Here is a 1,318-nt window from a genome sequence, read left to right as displayed (position 1 = left end):
GGGCGAATTCAAGGGGTCGTCGCAACACGCGGTGAGTTGATCAAGCCGCGAGCAGTTTAGACAGACGCTCGGCTGGGGTTTCCCAGCCGAGCGTTTTGCGTGGGCGGCTGTTGAGTTCGGCGGCGACGGCGCCGAGGTGCTCGGGGGTGTGCACGGACAGGTCGGTGCCCTTGGGGAAGTACTGCCGCAGCAGGCCGTTGGTGTTTTCGTTGGAGCCGCGCTGCCAGGGGCTGCCGGGGTCGCAGAAATAGACCGGGACGTCGGTGGCGATGCTGAAGGCACGGTGGGCGGCCATTTCGGGGCCCTGGTCCCAGGTCAGGGACCGCTTCAGGTGCGGTGGGAGGGTCTGGACCGTGTCGGCGAGTGCCTGGCGCACGGCCGCGGCGGTGTGGTCGGTGGGCAGGTGGACGAGCAGCAGGTAGCGGGTGCTGCGTTCGACCAGGGTGGCGATGGCGGAGCGGGAGTTGCGGCCGACGATGAGGTCGCCTTCCCAGTGGCCGGGGACGGCCCGGTCGGCTGCTTCGGCGGGCCGTTCGCTGATCATCGCCATGGGGTGGGAGAAGCGCGGCTGACGCTTGGCGGCGTGGCGGTGCGGGCGGCGCATGGCGCGGCCGGTGCGCAGGGCGCGGGTCAGTTCGCGACGCAGTTCACCGCGGCCTTGGACGTAGAGGGCCTGGTAGACGGTCTCGTGGGTCACGTGCATCTCCGGCCGGTCGGCAAAGCGTCTGCGCAGAGCGTGACAGATCTGCTCCGGACTCCAGCGCAGGGTCAGGTGGTCCTGGATGAAGTCCCGCAGCTCAGGGTTCTGGCCGATCTTGCCGGGCTTGGGGCGCGGCCGGCGGGCGTCGGCGCGGGCCTGGGCGGCATGAGGCCGGTACTGGCCGTTCAAGGGGTGCCGGTTGCGGCGTATCTCCCGGCTGATCGTTGAGGGGCTGCGGCCCAGTTCGGCCGCGATGGCCCGGACCGTGGCCTTCTCTCGCAGCCGGTCGGCGATGTGAATGCGGTCCGCCTCGCCCAGGTAGCGCGAGGGCGCGGACGGGCCCGGTTCAACGGGCGGCGGCACCACCGCGTTGATCGGTGGTGCCGCCTTGTTCCTGCCCGAGGCGCCGCGTCCGTTCCGCCATCGCTTGCCCGTCCGGACGTTGATGCCGATGACTGCGGCAGCCTCGGAATAGCCCATTCCTTGATCCACAAGCCGGAAGTATGCCTCCCGCTCCTGGACCAGCTTCCTGGGTCCCTGCGGCCTCCGGTCCTCCCGGATCCTGAAGTCCATTGCCACCCCTGAGCTGGGGTGTTGCAACGACCACTAGAACCTGAG

At 69.7% G+C, this 1,318-nt stretch carries 1 protein-coding gene; it reads right to left on the bottom strand.

Features of this window, described 5'->3' with window-relative positions; translation table 11 throughout:
* Window positions 1-40 precede the first annotated feature (40 nt).
* Window positions 41-1,180 carry an IS30 family transposase gene (locus ACH4ZX_RS40325; protein WP_398283920.1) on the bottom strand — a complete coding sequence of 380 codons (1,140 nt, stop codon included), beginning with the start codon at window positions 1,178-1,180 and terminating at the stop codon, window positions 41-43.
* Between the last annotated feature and the right edge of the window lie 138 nt (window positions 1,181-1,318).

It is taken from the genome of Streptomyces sp. NPDC020490 (genome assembly GCF_044335305.1).
Taxonomy (GTDB): domain Bacteria; phylum Actinomycetota; class Actinomycetes; order Streptomycetales; family Streptomycetaceae; genus Streptomyces.
Note: the sequence above shows the minus strand (reverse complement) of the source record. Positions and strands in the feature narration are given on the sequence as shown.